Origin of the sequence: Acinetobacter sp. Res13-Abat-PEC15-P4-01, assembly GCF_015676285.1 — a bacterium.
Taxonomy (GTDB): domain Bacteria; phylum Pseudomonadota; class Gammaproteobacteria; order Pseudomonadales; family Moraxellaceae; genus Acinetobacter; species Acinetobacter nematophilus.
This window is the reverse complement of the sequence record NZ_JADAIN010000011.1, coordinates 127,725-152,343: the sequence shown is the minus strand read 5'-3', so window position 1 is coordinate 152,343 and position 24,619 is coordinate 127,725. Positions and strand designations below refer to the sequence as shown.

Below are 24,619 nucleotides of genomic sequence, written 5' to 3'. Positions count from 1 at the left end.
GTGATGGAAAATAAAAAGAATGAGATGAAACAACAAGAAAAATTGGAAAGATGAGTATATAAGCTAAACAAAAAGCTCAACTCAGGGTGAGCTTTTAATAAGGTGAAGGCTTTTATATCAAGCTTGATTTAATTGCCGTCTTGCGTGTTTTAAAGCTGTTCTAATGCCTTCTTCTAGTGTTGGATGATAGAATGGTTTTGCCAATATTTTATCGATCGTGAGTTCTTCGGAGACAATCCAAGACAGTAAATGTGCCATATGCTCCGCAGATTCAACAAAAAGCTCAGCACCGAGCAGTTTCCTTGTTTTTTTATCCACATAAACTTCAATGGCACCTTTATTTTTTCCTAAAACTAATGCGCGCCCTTGTTTTTCATAAGAGGCGAATCCTGTAATAAATTCTATATTTGATTTGGATAGTGCTGCATAATTTTGACCAACCATTCCCATTTCGGGGCTACAGAAGACAATACCCAATGGTGCCAGTGTATTTAAGTCTTGGATTTTTGGGAAATTTAAACAGCTTGAAACAACATTCCTTCCTTCATGTGCTGCTTCATGCTGTAACGGAGTTTGAGTAAATGCGTCACCTACAATAAATATTGGAAAATTAGAAAGTTGTTTAGTACCTTGATGAATAGGAAGATTTTTTAAATCTGAAAATGAACTATCTATATTTTCCAAAGCAAGAGTTGATAAGTTTGAACTTCGTCCTGTTGCTGTTAAAACATAATCTACCTTTATGGTATTGGGTTGATCATTTTCTATAAATGAAACTGCAACGCCTTGTTCTAAATTTTCAATTGTGTTGGGTAAAACCTCGAATTTAATATTGAGCTCTTTGGAAAGTGTTGTTTGCGCAATTGCTTGTAAACTCGGACTCGTCAACACACCGACTTTTTTGCTTCTAGCAAAAACAGTCGTATTTACACCTAGGCGATGCATGGCTTGGGCTAATTCAATTGCAATCACACCACTACCAATCACTGCGATTGATTGAGGCAGGGCTTTGAGTTCAAACACTTCATCTGAAGTAATAAGTTTATTGCCAATATTTTTTTTCCAATCTTTATCATACGTTGGTGTTGAACCTACAGCGAGAATAAATGACTTTGCTTGATAATGTTGACCATTCACTTCAACTGTATTGGCATTTATAAACTTCGCTTCACCATCAATTTTGTGTTTTTCTTCCCAGCTTTCCACATCTTTTAGTGTTGCTCGTGCAAAACGATCACGTAAATTTTGGACATGGTGCATCACTTGATCTGTATTAATTTCTGACTGAACATTTAAGGCAACTTCGTCTGCATGTTGAATATCATGCATTCGATTGGCTGTCGAAATTAAAACTTTACTTGGCATGCATCCGACTCGAACACAAGTGGTATCCCATGGTCCTTTGTTAATAATCAAGAGATTAGAGGTGTATTTAATGGCTTCTTTATATGCGCTGATGCCTGCTGTTCCTGCACCAATGATAATGATGTCATACATTGTATAAACCTGATTTTAAATAATAAAAATTACATTAAAAAACATTTTGAAATAGCGTATTTACACATATAAATATCTATGGTTACATAGCACTCAAAATAATCTACAACAATTTTTTTGGGGATTCTTACGTTGAGTAAAATTATGGACACTAAGAAGGTTACTGGCAAGTTAAGTGCTATAGCAATTTCAATTTTGTTAGCAAGTTGTGGTGGTGGTGGTGGTGGTTATTATGATGGTAATAACAGTGGCTCAAATAATGGTAATAATGGCGGTGGAACTACAATTTCTGCGTTAAATATTAGCTCAATCACATTATTAGATGCAAACTCTGTTTCAACTAATACTATAACTGTTTCAGGTGCTACTGCAAAAGTAAAGGTCACTGATGGTAGAGGTGTAGGAATTAGTGGGGCATTAGTGACTTTCCAAGGTACAGGCGTGGTATTTGGAACTTCAAATGGTGCAGTTTTAACAAACGCGGATGGGGAAGCGAGTATTTCAGTCAAACCTGGAAATAGTACTGATACTGGCAGTTATCAACTTACAGCAACAGTTAGTCATAAAGATCTAACTGCAACAACAACCCCCTACAACTATTCTCTTCAAGCGGCAAATATTTCATTTGAAAACATGGTTGCAGCCAATACCTCACTAGATTCTGGTGGCTCAACAATAATAACGCTTAAAACACAGGATTCAGTGACTAAGAATAATCAAAATAATGTCACTGTAAACTTTAGTACAAGCTGTGGTACTTTTGATAACAATTCGGTCGTTTCTTCAAATCAAGGTGATGTTGCTGTCACGTACAAAGCTATAGATGCAAATGGTAAACTATGCGAAGACGGGCAAACAATTATTGCGACAGGCAGTAATGTTTCTGTTTCTAAGTCTATTAATGTTCAAATTGCAGCTATTGCAGCAAATTCTTTAGTTTACACGACTGTTGGCAAAGTAAATTTAGTGACTAGAAATAGTGGTTCTGCATCTTCTGGGAGAGTTGAATTTACTGTTTATGCGAACGGTACACCTGCAGCAAATCAAGATGTCAACATTGAACTTACTAAAGGTCCGAGTGATTTAAGTTTTGTTACTGATGGTAATAGAATTCCAAAAACAGTTAAAAGTGATGCATCAGGTAAAGTTATTGTAAATCTTTATCCTGGAAATCTACCTGGACCAGTCGAGATTAAAGCGACATTACTAAGTAATACAAACATTTTTGTGCTGTCAAAAGAAGTAGCTGTTGCTTCAGGTCGTGTGACACAGAATGGTTTAAGCTTATCTGTAAGCAAAGTTGCATTAGCAGGTGACAGTGATGGTGATACTTCAACAATTACTGCACGAATGGCTGATCGTGTTGGTAACCCTGTCCCGGATGGAACAGTGATTAGTTTTATTTCTGAAGGTGGTAGTGTTACACCAAATTGTGCAACTACCAACGGTGTTTGTAGTGTTACCTTAACTACTCAAAATCCACGTCCTTTTGATAGTCGAGTCAGTGTCCTAGCTTTTGTTGAAGGCGACAAAGAATACATAGATGTCAATAATGACAATATGTATACCGCTGGAATCGATAAATTAACCCAAAATATTGGTGATTTTTTCTTAGATGATAACGAAAATAATCAGAAAGATGAAGGTGAGTTTAAATATGTGCGTGGTGCATCTGGAGCAACATGTATTCCATCTACAATAGCTCAGCCAAATATTGAAGGCACATGTAATAATCAACTAGATGCGGTTCTACGTAGACAGTTACGTTTTGCTTTTTCAAGTGAAACACCTACGTTTGTTGCTTTGAGCGGGGTTAATAGTTCAATGACTCAAGCTCTGCCTGGCGTATTTTCTTTTCAAATGTATGGAAATGGTTTAAAAACGGTTCCAATGCCTTCAGGTACGACTATTTCAGCTACAGCAAAAGATAATACAGATAATAATTTGAGTTGTGAGGCTGAAGTTATAAGCGGAGCGGTTACAGTTCCTGGTGTTATGGATTTACTAATGCCAGACACATTTCGTCAAAATGATAATAAGGGAGTCATATACAGCGTTCGTAGCTTAAAATGTGCCCCAGGTGATGAGATTCGTATAACAGTAACTACACCGAATGGTACTGTAACAAAGCCATTTATAAATGTAGTTAATAGTTTTAACTAATTATAAAAAAACAGCGCTTCGGCGCTGTTTTTTTATTTTACCGATGTACCCATACTTACACCCACCGTAGGTCTAACATTCATTGAGCTACACGCAGACAAAAATAGGCAAGAGATTAAGATCAGACCAATTACTTTCATTGAAATATCCAAATTTTAAATCACCATTATTTTAATTCGAATCATTCATTTGCGTGTGTAGTAAAATTATTGTCTTTATTTTTATACTCAGTATTGGTTTAGCTTCGAGATTAACTGGAGCTAGAACCAAAAGCAGCTAAAAGCCTAAATTAAATGCTTAGACTTTTAGCCAATGTATGTTAATCAAACTTTCAATGCTTAAGGTGTTGTAAACTGTAAAACACGATTACCGTATTGATCGACTAACTTTAACGTTTTGTCATAGACTTGAAAGCCCTGAACTTTGCTTAAAGCTTCAGTATATTGCGTTGCAATCTGCATGCTGTTTTGACAAAACATTTTGGTCGAAGCCAATGGTCCGATTGTCATATGTTGCCCTTTCAGTGCATATTGTCCCATGATGCGATTACAGCCATCACTACCACTTATACGCAGATCTGAACCAAATTGAATACTGGGTACATTACGTGAGCCTGAGTCTGGCTTGTATTCCGTTGCACCAATATGGGTGAGTGTCCAATTTTTATTTTGTAATAAACTCAGGTTTTGCACTTGCTGGGTGCTATTCGGTGTTGAGGTACATCCTGTGGCAAAAAAAGTAGAAGTTATTAATGTTGCTGCAATGATGGCTTTGAACATGAGTGTTCTCCCTGATCTTGTCATAATTTTATTGCAATAGAAATGAAGTATATCACTGGGTTAATTTAAACATCGTTACATATTATTTTGCACGTTCTTCGGGTAAACCCAAGCGCATGACTTTAGAGAAATTAACACTATTTTGATATTTAAAATGTGCATATTCATCAGTTCTAGGATTCACATGAGCTTTTTCATACCATTCGTGCATAGACCACTGGTGATTTAAAGCGCCAAGATCATACAAATAATTGGGCAAATAACCAGAAGCAATCAAACGATAATCTGTCGGAAGCTTCTCAGCTGAAATGGCTTGTACCATGTCAAAAACCAAAGTTGTGCAGTTACTGGTTAAGGTGTTATACCATTTTGGATGCTGTGCTAAATCTGCGGATTTCGATAAATATTCTTCAAACAATGCCTGGCTTTCAGCTTTTGGTAATTTGACAGGGAAAAAATAGACTTGTTCACCCCGGATATTGCTGCGTGTATAAACAATATCTTTTTCATCAGCAGCGATGAGACTTAACTCAAACTGTCTAAAGAACCCCCCTATTGCAGAAAAACTTTCATTTTTCTCTTTGCGAATTTCGATTGAGAAGACTAAAGGTCGTTGATTTGAAAAATTAAAACTCACCAATGTATGCGCAATTTGCGGCCCCATCCAGTATGAGGTGATGATATTTACCCCTGTAATATCATCTAAATTATATGTCCGTGTTTCCCATCGCTCATCATATCGATCTGTTGTATGCCAATTGAAATTTCGAACATTATGAATAGTCACTTGAGAACCGTGCTTCTCATAAGTAAAAATTCTGGAAACTTCAGGGCTCCATTCACGGTCTTGCTTAGCTGGAATATTAAAATACCAAACTAAACTTAGAAGAAATGCAACGAGATAAATCAAACTGTCGATTTTTCGACTAAACAGATTCTTGGTGAAATAGATTCCAAGAATGCTCAGTGCAAAAAATGCCCATATGATAATAATAACATAGCTAAAGATTTGCCCCAGCGGTTGCTGAATCCAAATGGCAAAACAGAACCAAATGCTCGTCATGACAACAAATAGGCTAAATAAGCAATGAAGTAAACTCATTCCTAATCTGTGTAGCATTGATTTCGTTTTTAAGCTATCCATAAGCCGCTATTTTTATTGATCATGTTCAGTGCTATTTTCTATATGTTGCAAATTCAAAAGCAATAGCTGTTTTGTCATCAACATGTGACTCACTGGCTACTTTGTGAAATTCCAGAGGAATTTCTGGATAATGTGCATCACCCTGAACATCCAGATCAACATGTGTAAGTTCCAATCGATCAGCAATGTGAAGCGTCTGTTTGAAAATTTCACCGCCACCAATAATAAAAATACTGGTCGGTTTTTCTGAAGCCAAAACATCAGGAATCGCTTGCTCCAAAGCAGATTCAATACTGTTGGCAGTTTTTACACCATCAAAATGCCAGTCTGAATCACGCGTGATGACCCAGTTTACGCGTTTTGGTAAAGCACGCCCCATGGATTCAAGAGTCTTGCGCCCCATGACAACCACACCACCTTGAGTAATTTCTTTAAAATGCTTTAGGTCTGCCGAGATATGCCAAGGGAGATCATTTGCTTTACCAATACAGTGCTGTTGATCCATGGCAACCACATGAACGATTTCAAAATTTTTAAAGGTCATACACAGTTTACTTCATGATTCATTTGGTGAACCTTCTCCTTGAAAAGAAGGAAAATAACAAATTAGATTATTAAAAATTACACAGCAACAGGGGCTTTAATTGCAGCATGGGATTCATAACCCACGATTTCAATATCTTCAAATTTGAAATCAAAAATATCTTGAATTTCAGGGTTAAGTTTAAGCTGACATAACGGTAGTGGTTCACGCGTTAATTGTAATTTTGCTTGTTCAAAGTGGTTTACATATAAATGAGTATCACCACCTGTCCAGACAAAGTCCCCTACACCTAGACCACAGACCTGTGCAATCATATGCGTAAGCAATGCATAACTGGCAATATTAAAAGGCACACCCAAAAAAACATCAGCACTACGTTGATAGAGTTGGCAGGAGAGTTTTCCATCTTGAACAAAGAACTGAAATAAAGTGTGGCATGGGGGCAAAGCAACGTTACCTGCTTCTTTTGGGTTCCAACCCGATACAATCAAGCGACGTGAGTTTGGATTGGTCTTAATTTCATTGACTAACCAGCTGATCTGGTCAAAGCCATCATTTTCAAATAAACCATTGTCTTTTTGAGTTGCGCCAAAATTACGCCATTGGTGACCATAAACAGGTCCAAGTTCTCCTTCAGGGCGACCAAAACGGGCTGTTTGTTCCGCAGTTGACCATTCATCCCAAATTGATACTTTATTGTCTTGTAAATATTGAACGTTGGTGTCGCCTTTTAAGAACCACAATAATTCCACCACAATCGAGCGGAAATGAACTTTTTTAGTCGTGAGCAGAGGAAAGCCTTTGGACAAGTCAAAACGCATCTGATGACCGAATACAGAACGAGTACCTGTACCTGTACGATCACCTTTGTCACCGCCATTGTCTAGGATATGTTGTAGAAGGTCTAAATACGCTTTCATAGAAGTTCCAATTTGAGAATGGTTGATGATGCAAATGACAGATTATGTCGCACCATGGTCCATTCGTAATACTTTTGAATAGTCTCAGAGTTTATACTAATCTGACTTTGTTTTTAACAAAGATTATTTTCTGTTTGTGACTTTAATCGAATATTTAGAGAATTTTAAAATGAGTATAAATTTGAATGAACTTCCAGCAGCTTTGCAGGCATATAAACAACAAATTGCCGCAACTAAAAAAGACAGCATCGAAATATCATTGCAGGCTGCTGAGAATTTAGAAATTTGGCAGAGCAAAGTCGGTGGGAATCCTTATTTACCTTCAGCACAGCAATATCCACAAAGTTCAGAGGGTGAAAATCTACAACTGTTGGCACAGATTAATTTTGCGGAATTACCTGAAAATCATATTTATCCGAAGTCTGGGATTTTGCAATTTTTTATCAATCCACATGATGATTTATATGGTATGAATTTTGATGATCAACAAAAGCAAGATGGCTTTAAAATCATTTTTCATGACAGCGTTGAACAAGATTCTGCAAATTTACAAACTGATTTTCCAAGCTTTGATGGAGCTGACATTTATAGTCCTATTTCAGGTCAAGCTGCAATTCAGTTTGAGAAATCTGAAAGTTATATCGATATGAATAACTTTGATTTTGCTGAAAAAGTGACAGATCCTTATGACAGAGATGATGAGGAAGATTTTTGTGATCAATATACCGAAGTTATTTCAGCAAATGGGCATCGTTTAGGTGGCTATCCCTTCTTTACCCAAACAGACCCACGTGAATACAACGCATCGATTCAAGACTATGTGTTGTTACTGCAGATTGATACAGATGATGCGGGTGAGGTAGATATCATGTGGGGAGATTCAGGGGTGGGAAATTTCTTTATCCATCCCGATGATCTCGCCAAAAGAGATTTTTCCAAAGTTGTTTACAATTGGGATTGCTATTAAGCATTTTCTGATGAGCGACCAAGCTGATGTCTTTACATCAGCTTTTTTAAGTCATCCGCTCAATAGTTCAGCAGGATATAAGTTAAATAAAATATAAAAAATGTGACTAAATTGACAGTTTAATATGTTGAATAGATTAAGGAAAAGTTTTACCAATACGGCTGATTTTATTAGTGTTGATTATTTTTTATCCAAACAAATCCCTATAAACTTTAAGGTAATTTCAAGAGTTTCAGTAAGTTGAAAGCATATAAATGAGATTTATTAACACTTACATATTTTTTTACATGTTTTAAGTCTACATTTTAAGATTTGCTGATTAGTATTCATGGCTTGTGAAAAGTTGTTATTGGTTTAAACAAGGTGGTTTGAATCAATTCAAAAGGGCAGTTTGAGGACAGTACATGATTTACGACCATAATGTTAATATGAATGAATACGTGAATCCCACGGTTCATATTCAGATTCGATCGGAAAATCAAAATAATAATTTTCGACCAGAAGAATACTTAAAAAGCAAAGCCTTTGAAAATTTTAAAAATCAAACCGAAGCGTTTAAGAAAGAAAGTCTAATCGATATTAGTAAATTCACTGAAAAACTTGTCAGCATGTCGAGAAGCACCACAGCACACCGCTGTGCAAGATATGTGCGGATTGCGCTAGAGTCAGCAGGTGCCCGTTTTTCTGATCATCCTGTAGCAGCATCGGATTGGGGTTCAACCCTGACAGAAATTGGTTATAAGCAAATACGCCCAGATTTTGATAATCCTCAGGAAGGTGATATTTATATCATCAACAGTACAAGCCGGCATCGCTATGGTCATATAGCAGGTTTTACAGGCACACAATGGGTTTCTGATTTCAGACAACGTAGTTATGATGTTTATAAAGATCCGAATGTGACATATGAATATTATCGTCTTGAAGCCTAGTTGACTCGCCCACTTTTCTCAAAAGACCCAATACAGAAGCAAGTTTGAAATCATTCGTTTGCTTTTGTATTGGGTATTTTTGATTGGATGAGTGTTATTTAAATCGTTTAGCGCGATTTTGATAGATCGATACAATAAATAGACCCAATGCAGTAAAACCCGCTGCTTGAATGGATGTCCATAATTTATGTGATGGCGGCAATAAAAACAAAATCAGCAACAAACCGAAAATCGGGACAATAGAAAAAATAATTTTAAAGTCTTGTCTATTTGGTTGAGCTACGGAAAGTTTCAAGCGCAATTGGAACAGAATATGAATCAATACACCCAATAATAGACACGCGACTGTGAAAATAGGGTTTAACTTTTCAATCGAAGCACAAGAGTAAATGATTGCACAGGTCAAGATTGAGCTGATCAACTTGATTTCACGGGTACAACGTGAGGAATACCAAAAATCTAACATTATTTAGACACGGATTGTGATGTGTTTTTATTGAGCAAGGACAAAGGCGAAAAAATACATACTGCCAAAACCATAAAACCGATGCCTTGTGCACCCGGAATTAAAATTTCACCATGATTCATATTTTTGAAAATCAATACCAAGAGCAAGGCTAAGGGAATCCATGTCAATAAACGATAGAATAGTCCAGTTGGATTTTTCGCAGCAAAATGGATTTTGCAGTACCGACAGATCAAAAAAATAATTCCTGTGCCTGCAAAAAGCAAAATATTATCGGTTGTTAAAGGTTGATACCAATACAACCCAATACTGAGGATTGCCGATAAGATGAAGAAAATTAATTTCTTGGTGATTGAGACTTTAGGATCAAACCAAAATTCAAGCATAGTAATTTCATTAAAATTGGACCTTTCTAATTTAGCATAAAAAAGGTGAAGCATAGCTTCACCTTTTTAAACTTAAAACGAAATGATTAAGTGTTTTTTTGTGGTCCCCAATCGAAAATTTTCTTTTGGTACGCATACCAAATCATCCATAACCCTACTAGAATCATTGGGAATGAAAGGATTTGTCCTTTGGTCATCCAACCAAACAAGATATAGCCCTGATCTGCATCTGGTTCGCGGAAAAATTCCATAAAGAAACGCGCACAACCATATCCCATTAAGAAGATTGCAGAAACGGCATAACGTGGACGTGGTTTGGCACTATAGAACCATAGAATCAGGAACAGCAACAGTCCTTCACATAATGCTTGATAAATTTGTGAAGGATGGCGAACTAAATGCAGTGGGTCGGTTGGAAAAATCATACCTAAAGCAAAGTTAGGATCAGATACCTGACGACCATACAACTCACCGCCAATAAAATTGCCAATACGACCGAACATTAAGCCTGTGGGTACACAAGGTGCTATAAAATCAAGAGTTTCAAACCAAGTCTTTTTATATTTATGACACCACAGCAGCATGGCAATCATTACACCAAGGAATCCACCATGGAAACTCATGCCACCTGTCCAGACTTTAAATAGCCAGATTGGGTCTGCTAAGAATTTATCGAATTCATAGAACAGGACATAACCGATACGACCACCTAAAACGACACCAAGTGCGCCATAGAACACCAGATCAGAAACCATTTCGGCATTCCAGTGATCGCGTTGTTTGGCACGATAATTGGCAAGCCCCCAGGCACACAAAAATGCCAGCAGGTACATGAGTCCATACCAATGAACTTTGACTGGACCCAGTGATATCGCAACCGGGTCAATATTCGGGTAGGTGAGCATTCCTAATCCTTGATTTTCTATTTTGCACAGATTTTAGCTGAAAGATATTAAAAATGTTGTACATTCAATGTGTAAACTTCATGGAATGTGTTTTATGTGTATTGTGGCATTGGCTTGGCAGGTTTTAGATGACTTACCTGTATGTTTGATCTCCAATCGTGATGAGTTCTATCACCGTCCAAGTACTCAATTACAACAGTGGCTGGATCGTCCAATTATTGCCGGACAAGATCTGCAGTCAGGTGGAACATGGATGGGAGTTACTCCTCAGGGGCGATGGGCGATCGTCACTAATTATCGTGATGGTGCGGATAAAAAGATTTATCCCACCACCCGAGGTGATTTGGTGCAAAATTTTTTAGAATCGAAGCAAACACCCATCCGTTTTGCTCAAGCGCTTGAACAGCGCCAGCGAGATTATGCAGGTTTTAATCTATTTATAGGTGATCAACATCAAGCCGTTTACATGAGCAATCGTGGTGAAGCCCCTCAGGTTTTATCTCAAGGCGTATTTGTGGTTTCTAATGGGTTAATGTCTGATGATTGGGAGAAAACCAGACACCTTCGTAAACGTTTTACTCAAGAATTTTTACCTATGCTACAAGTTGATGCTATTCCTGAATCAGATTTACAGCATGCTGTCTGGGATATTTTGGAAGATGAGCGTAAAGTTATTCCGGATTTACTTCCTAACACAGGGATCAATGCAGATATGGAAGCATTATTGTCTTCAACATTTATTCAAAGTCCCATATATGGAACCCGTTGTTCAAATTTTTTGAGAATTGGGCATAAGAAGATAGATTGGATCGAAAAAACACAACAAGGTGAACATGTTGGGGAATGTGTGGAAATTAAGTGTAATATTGAAAGATAAAAAACCATACAGACCGAAACCTGTATGGCTTTTAAAACAAGATACTGTTGATTAACCGACGATGACGCCGCCATCTTTGCGTGTGATCACGACAGTTGCTGAACGTGGACGAGCAACTTTATTATTTGCATCTTTCTGGGAAGCGGGCCAATGGCTTGACGGTTTATCATAGCTTGGTGAATCTTCACCAGGGTGTTGAACATTGATGAAGATCGCCTTGTAGTCTGGTGTCATGGTTACACCCGTAATTTCACATTGCTTCGGACCGGTAAGGAAACGACGCAGATTCTCATCGGTCACTTGCTTACCGACAATGGTTTCCTGTCCCGATGAAGTGACTGCTTTTGCACCATCGCCCACTTTGCCTGGCAACGCGGCAAGCATCATACAGTTTGTGGTATCGGTATAGGCACCATCATCGGTTTGAATCCAAAGAACACCACGTGGATCAAACCACATGCCATCTGGGGAAGATAGGTCGTTATTATCATTTAAACCTGAAAGGTTAATGTTGCTCGCCATTTTTGCTTCAGCACCAAATAGATAAATATCCCAAGTGAAGCTTTCCGCTGTGGTTTTATTGTCTTTCTCATGGAAGCGGATAATATGACCATTGACATTGCCTTTACCGCCTTCAGGATCACTATAGTTTCTTGGATTGGCAGCATCTAAAGCATGTGTTGTGCCACGATTTGAGTTGTTGGTGAGCGTAACATAGACTTCACCATTTTCAGGATTTACTGCAACCCATTCTGGACGGTCCATTTTAGTTGCTTTGACGGCATCGCCGGCAAGACGAGCAAATGTGGTCACCTCAGCTTGAGATTTAAATGGGTAAATCGTGTTGCTGTCATTTAAACCATTTTTTCCATATGCCAATTCTATCCATTTACCCGTACCATCGCTATTGAACTGAGCCACGTAAAGTTTGCCACTGTTCATATATTTATCGCCAGCACGGTAACCACCATTTACATCTTTGGCATCCCATTTGGCATCCGATACAAATTTATAAATGTATTCACCGCGTGAATCGTCACCCATATAAAAGGCCAAATTCTCGCCTTCGATTAAACGGCTGGCACGGCAATCTTCATGCGCAAAACGACCTAAAGATGTACGTTTAACGGGGTTTGAACGACTATCAAACGGATCAATTTCAACGATCCAACCAAAGGTATTGGCACTGTTTCGGTAATCTTTATCTGCTGTTTCTGCGATTGTTGATGAATTCCAGCGATCATATAAATCTTGGCTTTCAATTGCACCAATTGCAGTTTCCCAACCATAACGAGAACTTGCACCATCTTTTAAGCCATAGCGATTGAGTGCAATAATTTCTGAAGCGGAACGTTTTGAATCATCTCCCTTATTACGTACAAAATACCCAATAAAGTTTTCTTCTGTGGTGAGATAGGTTCCCCAAGGTGTATAACCATTACCGCAGTTATTATGTGTACCACGTGTCTGCTTGGCCGTAGGTGAATATTTGGTTTTAATCAAATCTGAACCTGCAACTGTCCCTGCAAAGTCCATCACTGTAGATGCGGTAATACGGCGATTAAATGGTGAGCTTTTAACAACTTCTACTTTTTGAGTAGTGGCATCTTTTTTTAATTCGATAATGGATACGCCGTGTGCATTCATTTCACGAATAACCTCATCTTCTGGGCGACGACCATTAACTTTGGTCGCGCCTTTAGGATGCAAAAAGGTTTGATTGATGTATTCATGATTCATGACCAATAAACCACGGTTTGATGCTTTGGCATCATATTTGGCTGTACTGGAATTTAAGCCAAAATAGCTCATCCCATCATGACAGTCTCCTGAACGTGCAGTAAAGCTTACGCCTGATGGGACATTATTATCATCCCATTCAGCAATGTTTTGCATAAGTGGATCACCTAGTGCATAAAGTACATTGGCTTCATAGCCCGCCGGAACAGTAACGATATCATTGAGATTCTTTGCAACAGGTGTGAAACTGAGCTTTTCGGGTTTTTTAATTGAGCTGTCGGCATTTGATTGATGGTCATTGTCATCATTACAACCTGTTAAGCTAGATGCCAAAGCTAAAGCTGCTGCACCACTGGCTGTTTTTGTAATTAGGCTGCGACGAGAAATCCGTTGTTCTAAAATATCGCGGAAATGAATGTTATTTGAAGTATTGTTGTCTAACTCTTGATTTTCATGATATGGCGTGAGGTCTGACATAAGATTCCCTATAGCTTTAACTCTTGATTAAATATGATTTTGAACAAGCTTAAAAACATAGCGGACTAATATGTAAAATCTCTTACTTTTATATTTAATATTGGTTAAATTTAATATTAGTTTAAGAAAGTCATAGGACTGTCATAAAAAGATAATTCTAGATTAATTTATTGTTTAATCATGATTTAAAAACATGTTGTATATTTTATTGTGAGAATAAGTAGAGGGTTAAATATCCGTATTCACTAAATTTTAATCAAATTTTTTTAAATATGAGTAATAAAAATCAAGTGATATATCTTTTTTATAAAGAGCTGATCAGATAAATTTTGAAAATAAAAAATGGCTTTAAAAAGCCATTTGAGTGTTGAATATGTTTTTATTCTTGTGATTTAGACAGCTACAGTTTTACGTTTTTCAATCATTTTACCGAGCAACAAGCCGAGTTCAAACAACATCCACATTGGGATGGCTAACATAATCATTGAGATAGCGTCTGGCGGGGTAATGAACATCGAGATAAAGAAGCAGCCCACCACAATAAAACGACGTTTTTCGGCCAATGTTTTTGTGCTTACGAAGCCAATAAGAATTAAAACTAAAGTAATAATTGGAATTTCAAAAGTCACGCCAAACACCAAGAATAGTTTTAAGCAAAAACTGAGATAACTATTGATATCGGTCATTGGTGCAACGGTTTCAGGTGAGACACTGATGAAGAAATGTAGAATTGACGGCAAAGCAATGAAATAGGCAAATGCAATACCCGAATAAAACAGAATAATGCTGCCAAATAACAGCGGGAATGCCAGATTTTTTTCTTTTTCGTACAGGGCAGGTTTAATAAATGCCCAAAGTTGATAAATAATAAAGGGCATTGCCAGCATCAGCGCAATAAAAAAATTCAACTTAAACGGTGCCATAAATGTTGCAGTAACATCCGTAGCAATCATGGTGGATGTTGCCGGCAATTGTTTTCTCAAAGGCTCTGAGAGGGCAATATAGGTCTTGTTGGCAAAAGGCAATAAACAAAAAAAGATCAGGATGAGCGCCCCGACAATTTTAAATAAATGCTTACGTAACACCATCAGGTGCTGTGTAATCGGCATTGCATCCAAAGGCGGACGATCTGTTGATGCGTTGTCTTGTACTTGAGGTGCGAGTGAATCTGTCATACCGCCACCTTCAGTTTTGGAATGGTTACTGTTTCAATGGGAATAATCTGTGAAGTGGTCATTATGCAACTTTGCTGATTTAACCAATTTTTTGACATATAAATATAAGGAACTTGGGTATCCAGTTTGTGGTAATGATATGTTGCAAAAGGATTTTGTTGACCTGACTGTTCTGCATGGGTTTCTTGTTCTATCGCAATTTTTTGTTGTTGTAACTCTTGCATCTGAGCCTGCATTTTTTGTTCAAGTTCTTGGATCTTCTGCATCTCTTGTTGCATCTGTTCTCTAAATTCAGAAAGACGTAACTCACGATCGATATCATTTTGGACACTTGTGATCGCTCGTTTAAATTTACTATACCATTTGGCAGCAAAACGAGCAGCTTCAGGAAGCTTATCGGGTCCCAATACCAACAGTGCAATGATCCCGAAAACTAACAGTTCTGAAAATCCAACATCTAACATGATCTACGCCTCACCGATTAGTGCTTTACAGTAGAATTCACATCAGTATTGGTCGTTTGATGTTCTAGTGTACGAGTTTCAGTGATTGAAGCCTGAGTCGCTTCTTCATCTTTGATTGATTTCTTAAAATCTTTTACTGCACCACCCACATCTTTACCTAAATTTTTCAGTTTCGACGTACCAAATAATAAAATCACAACGATTGCAAAAATCAGTACGTGCCAAATCGATAATCCAGCCATAGTTTTAACTCCTATTTTATTTAGAGCTATAACAACAGTTATCCGTGACAGAAAAGTGACATTAATATTTCAATTTAAAGACAGAAAATATTTTTGAAATATTTTGCGATGTTAAACGCTATCGATTTTGGAAAGTGCTAGTATGATCATGATTTGAGAATAAGGGATATATTGTGGCTTTGTTATTTCCAGTTCTGTCATTTATTTGTGGGTTAATACTGGCGAATAGCAAATTTTCAGTCAATTTAAAGACGATGATGTCCTTATTGCTGGCACGTGTCTTTATTCCGATTGTCATCGTTTACAATATGGTTTTTTATAAATCGGGCAGTATTGCTTTAATTCTATTTGCTTTTGTCTCCTGCTTTATCCTTTTTTTTGTTTATTTAAAACGTTCTAAAGATCGCTTGGCATCACTGTGTTTTAGTTATACGAATATGGCGTGGTTGGGCTTTCCCATTGCTTTGGCAATTTTTGGCGCTGAGCATAGTATGGCAATGATTCCACTGTATATTGGTGTTTCGATTTTTGGCAATTCATGGGCTGTAACCTCTGTCAGTTCTGAGCCACAATCTAAAACCTTGCTCTTCAAAAAAGTGCTCCAATCACCACCTGTGATTGCATTGATCATTGCAGGACTTTTACGCTGTTTTGATGTGCAACAATTTCAAACCCAACAATGGGTAGATTGGATATATAACGCCTCTAAATGGAGCATGAGCTTCACTGGGATGTGCGTATTGGGAATGTGGTTAAGAAAAACCAAAGTGCATATGGATGATTTAATGATCAGTACCCGACTTGCAATACTGAAACTGTGTTGTGGGCTTATACTGTGTGGTTTGGTCTATTTCTTTTTACCTGTTCCACAAATTCATGATTATATTGGCGTGATGTTCTTACTCTTTTGTTTGCCACCTGCCGCTAATATTGTGGCATTGGAAACGCATTATCAAGGCACTGGCGTTTCCGCAAAGTATATTGCTTCGGGAACCATCGTCAGTTGTGTAGTATGTGTCTTATATGGCGTGTTGATTCATTTTTTATAGTTTTCCTTCTTTTTTTAATTTAGATGGACTTTGAAGACATCATCATGAATTTTTGCGTCTATTCATGGTGTTCCTCCCGCTTTAAAAGAAGGGGGAGGAATCTACGAAATAAATGCTATTTCAAACTGGCTTTAAATAACTGCATTGCTTGACCACGATGACTGATTTTATTTTTGTCTTCTTTGCTCATTTCTGCACTGGAAATCCCAAGCTCTGGTAACCAGAAGAGAGGGTCATAACCAAAGCCGTTTTCACCACGGGCTTGTTCTAGTACTTCCCCTTGCCAAATACCTTGGAAGATCTGCGGTAAAGGATCATCGGCATGCTCAACCAATGCCAAAACACAGACAAACATGCCTTCAATCACTTGATTCGCTTTGCGCAAAGGTTTGAGGTTTTCAAGTAGTTTTGCATTATTTGCTGCGTCATCACCATGTTCACCTGCATAGCGTGCTGAGTAAATTCCTGGCGCACCACCTAATACAGGAACACAAATCCCAGAATCATCTGCAATCGCAGGTTTACCCGAAATACGGCTTGCATGACGTGCTTTGATAATTGCATTTTCAATAAAGCTTAAACCATCTTCAATTGCATCTTCGATATTCAGTTGACCTTGAGGAATTACATCCACAGGTAATGCCAATTCCGCAAACAGTTTTTCAAATTCAGCAATCTTGCCTTTGTTATTACTGGCAAGTACCAGAGTTCCTTGGGATAACCAATCTTTAGATGACATGATCCAAACTCAGAAAGTTAAAATGAGCTTATTTTAACTGAATCTGTGGTTTTAAATATGGCTAAATTTGATCATCATATATCGATCATTGGATAAGTTTTAGCTTTAGGCGGGATGTAATGGTCTAGTGAATGTTTAAGATCAAAAATGTCATTATTATGCATCAGCCCTAAGCCAAGATTGAGCTTTTGAATACTTCGGTCTTTCATGATCAAGCGTAAATAATAATGACGGTCTAATAATGTTTTTTTGAGTTCTACTTGAGCAATATCACGCAAAAAAACTTCTTTCTTAGTGACGCCTCTGCCTTTGAATTCGATGGTTTGGATTTTATCTTGCGTTAAAACCAGAATAGGAGATTGATTTTTAAATATTAAAATGGCTTTTCGACTCAAGAAATATGAAAAACTTCCCAATAATGCGATCAAAATAATCAAAAAAAGACTTTTAATACCATACTTAAATTCAAATAGTTCAATAGTGAAGAGTAGGGTAGCAAACCAAAATGGGCATGCAAAAATACCTGTAAAAATTGATAGTGGCAGGATTTGCCGACGTGAAGCATAATAGTTTTTCTTATCCATGTTTCGCATACTTGTTGTGACCTCAATCAGATGGCTGACAAGCAGAGTGTGCCTTGATGAAAAATCATTTGCCATACTTGCTGATCATTCATTACCCAGATTGAAGTGCGTAAAGCCGAATTATATTTTACTTGAGTATTGGTGTCGACTTGATAGCTGAGGCAAGTCAACAAAGCACTATGAGCAGAGAGTTGCTGTAGATCGAAGTCTTATGCATGAATCATATCTGTGTCTAGATCATTTAAAAGTGCATCCAGCATTTGACTTTTGTTCATGACCCGACCTGAAGCGTTTTTGCATGATGTTGAACGCCTATTCAAGTATTCAAATGTATGACCATCATTGCTGATTGAAATGAGCCTTGTTATGCATGAGGGGGTATCTACTTAAACGAGTTTTTTAATTCTGCTTTGAGTTTATGCTCCAATTCAACATGATTTGCTATAAACCAGCATGCTTTTTCATGATTTGATTCGTAAACAAAATCTGTGAGTGCTTTACTGTTGTGAGTATATTTTTCAGTATTTTCCACAAATGCCAAACTCAACAGGTCATTGATATTGTGTAGTGAATAAGCCGTAAGCTCGTTTTGAGGAATAATTAAAATTCGTGTGCCATGAAAAAGTTGGACCATATATGTCATTGGCAACTCCCCGTTGTTGCATAAAAAAAGCACCCGAGGGTGCTTTAAAATATTTTCAAGCTTATTGAGCTTGAATCCATTGATCTGCACGTTGTGTAGCTGTACGGATTTGATCTTGAGTCAAGTTCGCAGCCAAAGCAGTTTTTTTACTTTGAGACATGTTAATAACTTTATTGTCCAACATGCCATCACGTGTGGAAAGCTCATACCATTGGTATGCACCCATATAGTTTTTCTTTTGTTCTTCCATTACAGCAAGATTAAAGCTCGCACGATTATCGCCGTGGCTTGCTGCCTTTTCAAAGTACTGGCGTGCAGACGTTTCATTTTTAGCAACGCCCAAACCGTCCGCATACATACGACCCACATTTAACTGAGCCGCAGAGATACCTTGATCAGCTGCTGCTTTAAACCATGTAAATGCCTGTTTCAGATCTTTAGATACACCACCGGTACCGGCTTGGAAATGTGTCGCTAAATAAAACTGTGCTGCCGGTTGCCCGGCTTTTGCTGCTTTCTGTAAATCTGAAACATTCATATGTGCATATTGGGCTGCCATTGCTGAAACAGATTGTTGCTGCTGCGGTACATAGTCCGCATGGGCTTGAATACTGAGCAGCCCAAAAAATAATGTACTGCCTAATAATAATTTCTTCATAGAGCGCTCACTCGATAAATAGCGACTTCGCCGAACAAATTCGGGACAGTTTTACTTAAAAAGCTCCCTTGTTGGTTCCCATTTACAGCGAGTCGATCAATAATTTGAATCTGATTTTCAGCACATAAGGCTTCAAAATCGCGAAAAGTGCATAAGTGGATGTTAGGTGTATTGTACCACATATACGGTAAGGCATCAGAAACAGGCATCATTCCTTTCAGCGCAAGGAATGAACGTGTTTTCCAATACGCAAAATTAGGAAACGTAATAATTGCTTGTTTCCCCACACGCACCATATCGCGCAGAAGCACATCAGGTGCATCTACAGCTTGCAACGCTTGTGCCATGACGACATAGTCGAAAGACTGGTCAGCAAAGCGTCCCAAACCGAGGTTTAAGTCTTGTTGTATAATATTTAACCCTTTGCTGACAGCAATTGCAATCTTTTCTTGATCAATTTCTAGTCCATAAGCATGAATTTGCTGTTTTTTGCTCATTTGTGACAATAATTCACCATCACCACAACCTAAATCGAGCACACTTGCACCAGCATTGATCCATTTTTCAGCCAATTGTTGGTCAATACGCATTACACAGCCTCCTTAGGTGTTGAATTGAGGTGTTCGGTACCACCTAAAAATGCACGTAAGGATTTGACGTACAACGGAATCGGGAATAGAAAAGAATCGTGACCTTGTTCTGCATCAATATCTAGGTAACTTACTGGTTTTTGATTTGTAATCAATGCATTGACAATTTCTTGAGAACGTTCTGGGCTAAAACGCCAATCCGTTGTAAATGACACCACTAAAAAGCGACATTTGGTATTGGACAATGCTTTGGTTAATGATTGTTCGTATTCGCGAGAAGGATCGAAGTAATCCAAGGCTTTAGTCATAATTAGATAAGTGTTGGCGTCAAAGTTACGACTAAATTGTTCACCTTGATAGCGTAAATAGCTTTCTACTTGGAACTCAACATCAAAACCGTACATAAATTTGCCAGATTTTAAATCACGACCAAATTTCTGCTTCATGGCTTCTTCTGAAAGATAGGTAATGTGCCCAACCATACGCGCCAAAATCAAGCCGCGCTTTGGATAACTATCTAATTCCAGATAACGGCCGTTATGAAAGTCTGGATCAGACAAAATGGACTGACGAGCGACTTCATTAAAAGCGATATTTTGGGCAGAAAGCTTGGGTGCACTGGCAATAATTACACATTTCTGTAAACGGTCAGGATAGTCGACAGACCATTGTAAAGCTTGCATACCACCTAATGAGCCACCAATGATCGCATACCAAACCTGTATGCCTAAACGATCAGAGAGAAGAGCTTGAGTTTTTACCCAGTCACGGACAGTCACTAAAGGAAAGTCGGGACCATAAGGTCGGTTTTCATTTTCCGGATTAGGTGATGTGGGACCTGTTGAACCACTACAACCACCAATATTGTTTAAGGCGACAACAAAGAATTTTGAAGTATCAATAGCTTTTCCTGGTCCAATACAGGCATCCCACCAACCTGCTTTTTTATCGTCATCATGATGATAACCCGCAGCATGATGATGCCCTGAAAGCGCATGACAAATAAGAATTGCATTGGACTTGTCCGTGTTCAACTCACCGTATGTTTCCACCATGATTTCATAGCGTGGCAATACTCGACCACATTCAAGTTCTAACGGTTCTTCAAATTCAAACTTTTGTGGAGTAACAAGCCCCACTGAATCAGCTGGAAAAGACACTGGAAATGTTCGCCTTAAATTTTAGGAAGAAGAATAAACTGATGTTACGAATACCTACATTATCATGATTATTGCTAATAAATGAATGATACGAAAGTGATTTTTCAACTGTATATGACCATAGCGCTGGTGTGACGAATAGATCTCAATGTCTTATGTGATGATCCTTCAGCCAGTACTTTAATTTTACTCAGATTTTGTTTTGCAATCTGTTGGCAGGATCAATAAAACATAGTTTGTGAAATGTCGCTTATCGCTGTTAAGGCATTTTCAATGCACATTTTGATGATAGGGATCATCAAAACATTTTGATTCGTAACATCAATCAATATCAATAGATAAAAGAAAGGATACCATTAGGGGGTATCCTTTCTAAAGTCATTTAATTGATATAGCTTATACGGCAGCAGCAATTACTTGATCTGTGCTGAGTACACCTTGATCAATTAAACGGTTGGTCGCTGCAATAATCGCTTCAATAGATGAGGTCACGATGTTGTCATGGACACCTGCACCAAATGCTGATTTGCCTGTACCTTGAACTTGAAGTTCGATTAATGCCAAAGCTTTTGCATGCGCACCAGAACTGATACTGCGTTCTTCATAGTTCAAGACATCAATCGGTAATTGAAGCGCGTTTAAAATAGCGGAAATTGGACCATTGCCTTCGCCGCGTAAGCGTTGACTTTCACCATTCACTACAACATCAAGCTCAATGACCTGATTGCCATTTTCATCCGATAATCTGTAGTTTTTCGCTGAATAATGAGCATCTTTTGCAGAAACATAAGTGTCTTTGAATAGAGTCCAGATCTGTTGTGCTGAAACTTCGACACCTTCTTCATCGGCAACTTGTTGCACAATTTGTGAGAACTCAATCTGTAAGCGGCGCGGTAACACGACGTTGTAGTTTGATTCTAATAAGTACGCAATACCACCTTTACCAGATTGTGAGTTGACACGGATGACAGCATCATAGTCACGACCTAAATCTTTAGGATCGATGGGTAAATAAGGCATATCCCAGATTTCTTCATCTTTTTGGAATTCAAAGCCTTTTTTAATCGCATCTTGATGTGAACCCGAGAACGCAGTGAATACTAAATCCCCCGCATATGGATGACGCGGATGTACTGGCAAACCTGTACATTCTTCTATAGTCGCAATAATTTCATTGATATTGGAAAAATCTAATTCACAAGCAACACCTTGGGTATACATGTTTAATGCAATTGCAGCGACATCGACATTACCTGTACGTTCGCCATTTCCAAATACACAACCTTCGACTCGATCAGCCCCCGCCATGATTGCCAACTCAGATGCAGCAATACCACAACCACGGTCATTGTGGCAGTGAACTGAAATGATCACACCATCACGACGGGCTAAATTACGATGCATCCATTCAATTTGATCAGCATAGACATGTGGACCAGATACTTCCACAGTTGCAGGCAAGTTTAAGATCACTTTATTGTCAGGAGAAGCTTCCCAAATTTCTGTTACGGCATCACAGACATCTTTTGCCACTTCTAATTCAGTCGCGGTAAAGCATTCTGGGCTGTATTGGAAAATAAATTCGGTTTCAGGTTGTTTTGCTGCGTATTCCTTGACTTTGCTTGCTGCATTGATGGCCAACTGTTTGGCACCATTCACATCGACATTTAACACTTTCTTACGGAAGGTCGGCGAATTTGAGTTATAGATATGAACAATGGCACGTTTAGCACCTTGTAAAGATTCAAAGGTACGTGCAATCAAATGATCACGTGCCTGTACTAAAACTTCAATATAAACATCATCAGGAATATGACCTTCTTCGATCAATTTACGTGTGAAATCAAAATCAATCTGAGATGCTGAAGGAAAACCAATTTCAATATGTTTAAAGCCAATTTTGACCAACATTTGGAACATTTTAAATTTTTGTTCAATGTTCATTGGTTCAAAAATTGCTTGGTTACCATCACGGAGGTCGGTACTCATCCAAATCGGCGCTTTATTGATTTCCTTGTTTGGCCACTGACGGTCAGGCAAGTCTACACGTTGGTACATGCGACGGTATTTTTTACTTGGATCAGCCAACATCATGAGGGAACTCCTTGTGTAGTTGTCGTTGCTCGCTTCTTGGGTAAAGGCAACTTACTACAAATATAGATTGTGTCTATCTGTTCAATTTACAAGTATTTTTATGGTGAAAATAATGTAAATTTTCATAAATTCAAACGTGGATATCACGATATAAATCTAAACACTGAAGACTTGCAAATGGTTTAACTTGAGATTAATTCTAAAACAGTTATCTTGGAAATAATTTCCTTAATTTGCACAAAAAATATCAGTTGAGAGAAAAATTTCCTTTGAATGACTCAATCTTGAAAAATATATTCTTGATTGATTTCATTTACGGTAGCAGTTCCCATTAATGCCATGGTGATTTCGAATTCTTCCTTCAAAATCTTGATAACATGTGCTACGCCTAAAGCGCCCGCAACAGATAATCCATAGATTGCAGGACGTCCGATCAGCACTGCATCGGCACCTAAAGCCAATGCTTTAAAGACATCTGTACCACGACGAATCCCGCCATCTAAAAGCAGGGGAAAGTCGGTAGGTACAACTTTGCGAATTTTTTCCAGTGCTTTGAGGGGGGATATGGAGGTGTTAAGTACCCGTCCACCATGATTGGAAATGATCAGTCCTTTTATCCCAATATTGACTGCTTTTTGAGCATCAAGTGGATGTAGGACACCTTTTAAAATTACAGGCAGGGATGTATGCCTTATGATAAATTCAATATCTTCCCATTTCGGAGCAATCTGCATTAAGCCTTGAAAAACAGGATGTTGATTGTCAGTGATTTCTGGCAAAGGAATGTGTGTCGGCGTATGTGGATGCTGCATCGCTTCAGGTAGCTGAAAGTTCACACGGCGCTCACGGTCACGAATACCTGTATGTGGAGAGTCCACGGTAATCACAATTGCCTTAAAGTTTTGTTGTTGTGCTAGATGCACTAAAGCGAGTGATTTTTCTCGGTCACCTTGCCAATACAGTTGAAACCATTTCAAAGGGTTTTCTTTTTTGATTGAGCGCATATCGGTATTGGTAAATGTGCTGAGCAGCATGTTACTTCCGAGTACCTCAGCGGCGAGGGCTGTTGCTGCTTCACCCTCTGGATGAAACAGTTGCTGATGTCCAATCGGAGCAAGAAATATCGGATGAGGAAATGTTTCTTCTAAAATTTTACATTGTGTTGAACCGTGAGTTAGATCATTCAGTAATCTGGGGATGAGTTGAATTTTTTTAAATTGTTCTATATTGTCTCGGACACTTTGCTCATCCATCGCTCCCCCTTGAAGATAGTGCCAGGTATTTTCAGCCAAGTGCAGTTCAGCCTGTTTTTCATAATCAGCAATAGTCTGTAAATGGGGAGGAATTTGAGAGAGAGGAGGAAGAATGTTTTTATTCATGGATGACCCTGTCATTTAAATATAGACATGATTAAAGCAATCGCT

At 38.2% G+C, this 24,619-nt stretch carries 25 protein-coding genes; 5 read left to right on the top strand and 20 right to left on the bottom strand.

What is annotated here, in order from left to right; translation table 11 throughout:
• Positions 1-117 precede the first annotated feature (117 nt).
• Positions 118-1,497 (bottom strand): dihydrolipoyl dehydrogenase, encoded by a 1,380-nt coding sequence (locus IMO47_RS04990; protein ID WP_196074575.1) that lies wholly within the window; start codon positions 1,495-1,497, stop codon positions 118-120.
• Positions 1,498-1,641: 144 nt separating this feature from the next.
• Between IMO47_RS04990 and IMO47_RS04985 the strand changes: the two genes are divergently transcribed.
• On the top strand, positions 1,642-3,660 hold the full coding sequence (locus IMO47_RS04985) for a hypothetical protein (RefSeq protein WP_196074576.1): 2,019 nt from the start codon (positions 1,642-1,644) through the stop codon (positions 3,658-3,660).
• Positions 3,661-3,998: 338 nt separating this feature from the next.
• Here the strand turns inward: IMO47_RS04985 and IMO47_RS04980 are convergent, their stop codons facing one another.
• The 4 genes from IMO47_RS04980 to thyA form a co-directional block, all read right to left on the bottom strand.
• Complete coding sequence (locus IMO47_RS04980; RefSeq protein WP_196074574.1) at positions 3,999-4,439, bottom strand: META domain-containing protein; 441 nt, start codon at positions 4,437-4,439, stop codon at positions 3,999-4,001.
• 82 nt (positions 4,440-4,521) lie between these two features.
• Positions 4,522-5,583: a DUF4105 domain-containing protein gene (locus IMO47_RS04975; protein ID WP_196074573.1), complete on the bottom strand. Its 1,062-nt coding sequence runs from the start codon at positions 5,581-5,583 to the stop codon at positions 4,522-4,524.
• Between the two features lie 31 nt (positions 5,584-5,614).
• Complete coding sequence (locus IMO47_RS04970; protein ID WP_196074572.1) at positions 5,615-6,127, bottom strand: dihydrofolate reductase; 513 nt, start codon at positions 6,125-6,127, stop codon at positions 5,615-5,617.
• A gap of 77 nt (positions 6,128-6,204) precedes the next feature.
• Positions 6,205-7,047, bottom strand: a complete 843-nt coding sequence (thyA, locus tag IMO47_RS04965; protein WP_196074571.1) for a thymidylate synthase — start codon at positions 7,045-7,047, stop codon at positions 6,205-6,207.
• A 169-nt stretch (positions 7,048-7,216) separates the two neighbouring features.
• Here thyA and IMO47_RS04960 point away from each other — a divergent pair, with 169 nt between their 5' ends.
• A complete protein-coding gene (locus tag IMO47_RS04960; protein ID WP_196074570.1) occupies positions 7,217-8,014 on the top strand; it encodes a YwqG family protein in 798 nt (265 codons plus the stop codon).
• Between the two features lie 404 nt (positions 8,015-8,418).
• Positions 8,419-8,946, top strand: coding sequence for a CHAP domain-containing protein (locus tag IMO47_RS04955; RefSeq protein ID WP_196074569.1), 528 nt, complete (start codon positions 8,419-8,421; stop codon positions 8,944-8,946).
• A 94-nt stretch (positions 8,947-9,040) separates the two neighbouring features.
• On the opposite strand, the gene IMO47_RS04950 is transcribed toward IMO47_RS04955, so the two are convergent.
• The 3 genes from IMO47_RS04950 to lgt form a co-directional block, all read right to left on the bottom strand.
• Positions 9,041-9,412 carry a hypothetical protein gene (locus tag IMO47_RS04950; protein ID WP_196074568.1) on the bottom strand — a complete coding sequence of 124 codons (372 nt, stop codon included), beginning with the start codon at positions 9,410-9,412 and terminating at the stop codon, positions 9,041-9,043.
• Positions 9,412-9,798 (bottom strand): hypothetical protein, encoded by a 387-nt coding sequence (locus tag IMO47_RS04945; RefSeq protein WP_196074567.1) that lies wholly within the window; start codon positions 9,796-9,798, stop codon positions 9,412-9,414. The genes IMO47_RS04950 and IMO47_RS04945 overlap by 1 nt, the downstream gene beginning before the upstream one ends.
• Before the next feature lie 86 nt (positions 9,799-9,884).
• Positions 9,885-10,703, bottom strand: coding sequence for a prolipoprotein diacylglyceryl transferase (gene lgt / locus IMO47_RS04940; RefSeq protein WP_196074566.1), 819 nt, complete (start codon positions 10,701-10,703; stop codon positions 9,885-9,887).
• Positions 10,704-10,797: 94 nt separating this feature from the next.
• Here lgt and IMO47_RS04935 point away from each other — a divergent pair, with 94 nt between their 5' ends.
• Entirely contained in the window at positions 10,798-11,580 is a 783-nt protein-coding gene (locus IMO47_RS04935; protein WP_196074565.1) for an NRDE family protein, read from the top strand.
• A 51-nt stretch (positions 11,581-11,631) separates the two neighbouring features.
• Here the strand turns inward: IMO47_RS04935 and IMO47_RS04930 are convergent, their stop codons facing one another.
• The 4 genes from IMO47_RS04930 to tatA all read right to left on the bottom strand — a co-directional run bounded on the left by IMO47_RS04930 (position 11,632) and on the right by tatA (position 15,678).
• Positions 11,632-13,797: a PhoX family phosphatase gene (locus tag IMO47_RS04930; protein ID WP_196074564.1), complete on the bottom strand. Its 2,166-nt coding sequence runs from the start codon at positions 13,795-13,797 to the stop codon at positions 11,632-11,634.
• 392 nt (positions 13,798-14,189) lie between these two features.
• Positions 14,190-14,972 carry a twin-arginine translocase subunit TatC gene (gene tatC / locus IMO47_RS04925; protein WP_196076522.1) on the bottom strand — a complete coding sequence of 261 codons (783 nt, stop codon included), beginning with the start codon at positions 14,970-14,972 and terminating at the stop codon, positions 14,190-14,192.
• A complete protein-coding gene (gene tatB / locus IMO47_RS04920) occupies positions 14,969-15,436 on the bottom strand; it encodes a Sec-independent protein translocase protein TatB (RefSeq protein WP_196076521.1) in 468 nt (155 codons plus the stop codon). Before tatB ends, tatC begins: the two co-directional genes overlap by 4 nt.
• 17 nt (positions 15,437-15,453) lie before the next feature.
• Positions 15,454-15,678, bottom strand: coding sequence for a Sec-independent protein translocase subunit TatA (gene tatA, locus IMO47_RS04915; RefSeq protein ID WP_004830191.1), 225 nt, complete (start codon positions 15,676-15,678; stop codon positions 15,454-15,456).
• Between the two features lie 173 nt (positions 15,679-15,851).
• On the opposite strand from tatA, the gene IMO47_RS04910 reads away from it, so the two are divergent.
• On the top strand, positions 15,852-16,727 hold the full coding sequence (locus IMO47_RS04910) for a permease (RefSeq protein ID WP_196076520.1): 876 nt from the start codon (positions 15,852-15,854) through the stop codon (positions 16,725-16,727).
• Between the two features lie 115 nt (positions 16,728-16,842).
• Here IMO47_RS04910 and rdgB read toward each other — a convergent pair whose 3' ends face one another.
• From rdgB to IMO47_RS04870, 8 genes are all read right to left on the bottom strand, one after another.
• Positions 16,843-17,466 carry an RdgB/HAM1 family non-canonical purine NTP pyrophosphatase gene (gene rdgB / locus IMO47_RS04905; RefSeq protein WP_196076519.1) on the bottom strand — a complete coding sequence of 208 codons (624 nt, stop codon included), beginning with the start codon at positions 17,464-17,466 and terminating at the stop codon, positions 16,843-16,845.
• A 74-nt stretch (positions 17,467-17,540) separates the two neighbouring features.
• Positions 17,541-18,125 carry a hypothetical protein gene (locus IMO47_RS04900; protein WP_227552210.1) on the bottom strand — a complete coding sequence of 195 codons (585 nt, stop codon included), beginning with the start codon at positions 18,123-18,125 and terminating at the stop codon, positions 17,541-17,543.
• Positions 18,126-18,432: 307 nt separating this feature from the next.
• Entirely contained in the window at positions 18,433-18,693 is a 261-nt protein-coding gene (locus tag IMO47_RS04895) for a DUF4180 domain-containing protein (protein WP_196076518.1), read from the bottom strand.
• 61 nt (positions 18,694-18,754) lie between these two features.
• Complete coding sequence (locus tag IMO47_RS04890; protein WP_004830183.1) at positions 18,755-19,351, bottom strand: tetratricopeptide repeat protein; 597 nt, start codon at positions 19,349-19,351, stop codon at positions 18,755-18,757.
• Positions 19,348-19,941: a methionine biosynthesis protein MetW gene (gene metW / locus IMO47_RS04885; protein ID WP_196076517.1), complete on the bottom strand. Its 594-nt coding sequence runs from the start codon at positions 19,939-19,941 to the stop codon at positions 19,348-19,350. The genes IMO47_RS04890 and metW overlap by 4 nt, the downstream gene beginning before the upstream one ends.
• The gene (locus tag IMO47_RS04880) at positions 19,941-21,101 is read right to left on the bottom strand and encodes a homoserine O-acetyltransferase (protein WP_196076516.1); all 1,161 of its coding nucleotides are present in this window, start codon (positions 21,099-21,101) and stop codon (positions 19,941-19,943) included. Before IMO47_RS04880 ends, metW begins: the two co-directional genes overlap by 1 nt.
• A 396-nt stretch (positions 21,102-21,497) precedes the next feature.
• On the bottom strand, positions 21,498-23,195 hold the full coding sequence (leuA, locus tag IMO47_RS04875; RefSeq protein WP_196076515.1) for a 2-isopropylmalate synthase: 1,698 nt from the start codon (positions 23,193-23,195) through the stop codon (positions 21,498-21,500).
• Between the two features lie 278 nt (positions 23,196-23,473).
• Positions 23,474-24,574 (bottom strand): alpha-hydroxy acid oxidase, encoded by a 1,101-nt coding sequence (locus IMO47_RS04870; RefSeq protein ID WP_196076514.1) that lies wholly within the window; start codon positions 24,572-24,574, stop codon positions 23,474-23,476.
• Positions 24,575-24,619: the final 45 nt, after the last annotated feature.

Bases quoted from the DNA above. Each gene is read 5' to 3' on its own strand.
- IMO47_RS04900 (WP_227552210.1), bottom strand. From the start codon at position 18,125: ATGGCAAATGATTTTTCATCAAGGCACACTCTGCTTGTCAGCCATCTG.
- IMO47_RS04930 (WP_196074564.1), bottom strand. From the start codon at position 13,797: ATGTCAGACCTCACGCCATATCATGAAAATCAAGAGTTAGACAACAAT.
- IMO47_RS04960 (WP_196074570.1), top strand. From the start codon at position 7,217: ATGAGTATAAATTTGAATGAACTTCCAGCAGCTTTGCAGGCATATAAA.
- IMO47_RS04895 (WP_196076518.1), bottom strand. From the start codon at position 18,693: ATGACATATATGGTCCAACTTTTTCATGGCACACGAATTTTAATTATT.
- lgt (WP_196074566.1), bottom strand. From the start codon at position 10,703: ATGCTCACCTACCCGAATATTGACCCGGTTGCGATATCACTGGGTCCA.
- tatB (WP_196076521.1), bottom strand. From the start codon at position 15,436: ATGTTAGATGTTGGATTTTCAGAACTGTTAGTTTTCGGGATCATTGCA.
- IMO47_RS04890 (WP_004830183.1), bottom strand. From the start codon at position 19,351: ATGAAGAAATTATTATTAGGCAGTACATTATTTTTTGGGCTGCTCAGT.
- IMO47_RS04950 (WP_196074568.1), bottom strand. From the start codon at position 9,412: ATGTTAGATTTTTGGTATTCCTCACGTTGTACCCGTGAAATCAAGTTG.
- IMO47_RS04945 (WP_196074567.1), bottom strand. From the start codon at position 9,798: ATGCTTGAATTTTGGTTTGATCCTAAAGTCTCAATCACCAAGAAATTA.
- IMO47_RS04980 (WP_196074574.1), bottom strand. From the start codon at position 4,439: ATGTTCAAAGCCATCATTGCAGCAACATTAATAACTTCTACTTTTTTT.
- IMO47_RS04985 (WP_196074576.1), top strand. From the start codon at position 1,642: ATGGACACTAAGAAGGTTACTGGCAAGTTAAGTGCTATAGCAATTTCA.
- leuA (WP_196076515.1), bottom strand. From the start codon at position 23,195: ATGATGTTGGCTGATCCAAGTAAAAAATACCGTCGCATGTACCAACGT.
- IMO47_RS04870 (WP_196076514.1), bottom strand. From the start codon at position 24,574: ATGAATAAAAACATTCTTCCTCCTCTCTCTCAAATTCCTCCCCATTTA.
- tatA (WP_004830191.1), bottom strand. From the start codon at position 15,678: ATGGCTGGATTATCGATTTGGCACGTACTGATTTTTGCAATCGTTGTG.
- rdgB (WP_196076519.1), bottom strand. From the start codon at position 17,466: ATGTCATCTAAAGATTGGTTATCCCAAGGAACTCTGGTACTTGCCAGT.
- IMO47_RS04935 (WP_196074565.1), top strand. From the start codon at position 10,798: ATGTGTATTGTGGCATTGGCTTGGCAGGTTTTAGATGACTTACCTGTA.
- IMO47_RS04975 (WP_196074573.1), bottom strand. From the start codon at position 5,583: ATGGATAGCTTAAAAACGAAATCAATGCTACACAGATTAGGAATGAGT.
- tatC (WP_196076522.1), bottom strand. From the start codon at position 14,972: ATGACAGATTCACTCGCACCTCAAGTACAAGACAACGCATCAACAGAT.
- IMO47_RS04970 (WP_196074572.1), bottom strand. From the start codon at position 6,127: ATGACCTTTAAAAATTTTGAAATCGTTCATGTGGTTGCCATGGATCAA.
- thyA (WP_196074571.1), bottom strand. From the start codon at position 7,047: ATGAAAGCGTATTTAGACCTTCTACAACATATCCTAGACAATGGCGGT.
- IMO47_RS04955 (WP_196074569.1), top strand. From the start codon at position 8,419: ATGATTTACGACCATAATGTTAATATGAATGAATACGTGAATCCCACG.
- metW (WP_196076517.1), bottom strand. From the start codon at position 19,941: ATGCGTATTGACCAACAATTGGCTGAAAAATGGATCAATGCTGGTGCA.
- IMO47_RS04990 (WP_196074575.1), bottom strand. From the start codon at position 1,497: ATGTATGACATCATTATCATTGGTGCAGGAACAGCAGGCATCAGCGCA.